Below are 2,944 nucleotides of genomic sequence, written 5' to 3'. Positions count from 1 at the left end.
GGTGCCCAGGTGTGGGCCAAGCGTGAGGACGTCAACAGCGGCCTCGCGTTCGGTGGCAACAAGGTGCGCAAGCTCGAGTACATCGTCCCCGACGTCCTCGCCAGTGGCGCCGACACTCTCGTGTCCATCGGTGGCTACCAGTCCAACCACACCCGAGCCGTCGCCGCGGTCGCGGCCCACCTGGGCCTCAAGGCCCGCCTCGTGCAGGAGAAGTGGGTGCCCTGGGACGACCCGGTCAACGACAAGGTCGGCAACATCCTGCTCTCCCGGATGATGGGCGCCGACTCGCGCCTGGACCCGGCCGGGTTCGACATCGGCATCCGCGACTCGTGGAAGGACGCCCTGCGCGAGGTCGAGGAGAGCGGCGGCACCGCCTACCCGATTCCCGCCGGTGCCTCCGAGCACCCGCTCGGCGGGGTCGGCTTCGCGAACTGGGCGTTCGAGGTCGCCGAGCAGGAGGAGACGCTCGGCATCCTCTTCGACACCATCGTCGTGTGCACCGTCACCTGCTCGACCCACGCCGGGATGATCGCCGGGTTCGCGGCGCTCGAGGACCTCACCGGGGTGCGCCGTCGGGTCATCGGGATCGACGCCTCGGCCACCCTGGCCAAGACTCGCGACCAGCTCGAGCGCATCGCCCGGCACACGGCCGAGGTCATCGACCTCGGGCGCGACCTGCGCGACGACGAGTTCACCCTGCTCGACGGCTGGGCCGGCGACCTCTACGGCATCCCCGTCGACTCCACGATGGCGGCCATGCGCCTGGGCGCCGAGCTCGAGGCGATGATCACCGACCCCGTGTACGAGGGCAAGTCACTGGCCGGGCTCATCGACCTCGTGCGCGACCGCGACATCCCCGCTGACTCGACGGTGCTCTTCGCCCACCTCGGTGGTCAGCCCGCGCTCAACGCCTACCACTCACTCTTCCCGGGCACCTGAGCCGGCAGCAGGGGTAGCGGCTACGGAACGACCAGCACCGGCACGGGGGAGTTCCGCACGATCTTCGCGGCGCTCGACCCGAGGAAGACCCGCTGGAGCAGCGACGACGTCGACGACGACCCCACGACGAGCACGTCGCCGCGGTGCCACTCGAGGCGATCCATGGCCCTGCCCCACGACGACCCCACGGCCACCTCGCTGGACACCTGGTCGTCGGTGAACCCCAGGGAGTGCAGGTGCTCCACTGCCTCCTTGAGCTCGGCGGTGGCCTGGCGGATCCACTGCTGGTGCACCATCTCCTCGGCTCCGCTGACGGTGCTGGGCCGCATGGTGCGACCGCGCACGGCGTAGGTGACCAGGCGCATCGAGGCATCGACGCGGCGGCAGATCTCGGCGGCGCGGTCGAGCAGCGACCACGTGGCGTCATCGCCACGGAACCCGAGGGTGGCGCGGGTGACCCGCCCCGTAGGCCCGCTCCAGTACCCCTGCGGCGCGATCGCCACCGGCACCCCGGACGAGTGCAGCAGCCGGTCGGTCTTGCTCGTGAGGAAGACCTTGCCGTGCGGCCCCTCGTCGCCGGACCCGACGACGATGAGGCCTGCGTCGAGCTCGGCCGCCCGGTCGAGCAGGGCTTGGGGAACGGAACGCCCCGCGCACCAGCTGGCCTCGCTGACGACGTCCGGGTGCTCTGCGAGCACGTCACGGGCAGCGGATGCCGACCACTCACCTTCCTCTTGCGCCCACAGCTTGAAGTCGCGATCGGTGTCACCGGCGACGGCCGTCGGCCAGGCCTGCGGCACCACCGTGACGGCGTGCACCGAGTCGTTGTTGGACCGGGCGAGCTGGCACGCGAGCTCCACTGCCCCGGTGTCGTCCTGGTGAGGGCTGAACGCCAGCAGGATGGTCACTGGTCCTCCTTACCGCGCGGCTCGGCGATCTCCTCGGGGTCGACGTACGTGTTCAGTGTCGCGTTGCGACGACCGTACGCGAGGTAGAACGCCATCACGATGGCGAGCCAGGCGAGGAAGATGACCCACGTCGTCATCGGCAGACCGATGAGGATCCACACGCAGGCCGCGATGGTCAGCAGGGGCGTCACGGGGTAGCCCGGAATGCGGAAGGGGCGCTCGAGGTCGGCGTGCGTGCGACGCAGGAGGATGACGCCCAGGGCCACGACCGAGAACGCGACGAGCGTGCCGATCGAGACGGTGTCCCACAGGTAGTCCGAGGGGACGAACCCGGCGATGAGGGCGACGACGATCGCGACGACGATGGTGTTGAAGTTCGGTGCCATCGTCTTGGCGTCGACCTTGGTGAACTTGCGTGAGATGAGCCCGTCACGGCCGATGGCGAACAGGATACGGGTCTGCCCGTAGAGCGTCACGAGGGTCACCGAGAAGATCGAGATGACGGCGCCCGCCGCGAGGACGGTGCCCCAGATGCTCGTGCCCGTGATGTCGTTGAGGATCTGGGAGAGGCCCGCGCTCTGCGCTTCCTCGGTCTCGAACCAGCCGGCTTCCTTGGCAGCGATCCCCGCGAGGGCGACCAGGACGTAGACCGTGGTGACGATGATCAGCGCCCCGATGATCGCGCGGGGGAGCGAGCGCTGCGGGTCCTTGACCTCCTCACCCGCTGTGGCCACGGCATCCAACCCGATGAACGAGAAGAAGATCGTGCCCGCAGCGGCCGTCACCCCGGCGATGCCCGCCCCGAAGAAGTTGTCGAAGTGGCTGCCGTTCCACGCCGTGAGGCCGATGACGACGAACAGGAGGAGCACGCCGAGCTTGATGACCACCATGATCGAGTTGATCTTGGCGGACTCGGTGGCGCCCCGTAGCAGCAGGAACATGCACATGAAGACGAGCACGACCGCGGGCAGGTTGAGCAGTCCGCCGGTGGGGTCCTCGCCGGGGCCGGCGATGAACGACGTCGACAGCGCCTGCGGGATCTGCACCCCGATCGTGGAGTCGAGCAACTCGTTGAAGTAGCCGCTCCAGCCGACCGC

The 2,944-nt window shown here is 69.1% G+C and carries 3 protein-coding genes; 1 reads left to right on the top strand and 2 read right to left on the bottom strand.

Annotated features, from left to right (window positions below; genetic code table 11):
* Positions 1-939: 1-aminocyclopropane-1-carboxylate deaminase (locus PLL68_RS11115; RefSeq protein ID WP_324534074.1), on the top strand; the 939-nt coding region annotated here is incomplete at its 5' end.
* Positions 940-959: 20 nt separating this feature from the next.
* Here PLL68_RS11115 and PLL68_RS11110 read toward each other — a convergent pair.
* Both PLL68_RS11110 and PLL68_RS11105 read right to left on the bottom strand, forming a co-directional pair.
* Complete coding sequence (locus PLL68_RS11110) at positions 960-1,847, bottom strand: universal stress protein (protein WP_324534072.1); 888 nt, start codon at positions 1,845-1,847, stop codon at positions 960-962.
* Positions 1,844-2,944 (bottom strand): APC family permease (locus PLL68_RS11105; protein ID WP_324534070.1); only part of this gene is annotated, 1,101 nt, incomplete at its 5' end. The genes PLL68_RS11110 and PLL68_RS11105, both read right to left, overlap by 4 nt.

Origin of the sequence: Ornithinibacter sp. (genome assembly GCF_035443565.1) — a bacterium.
Lineage (GTDB): Bacteria > Actinomycetota > Actinomycetes > Actinomycetales > Dermatophilaceae > Fodinibacter.
This window is presented reverse-complemented; position numbering and strand designations above follow the sequence as displayed.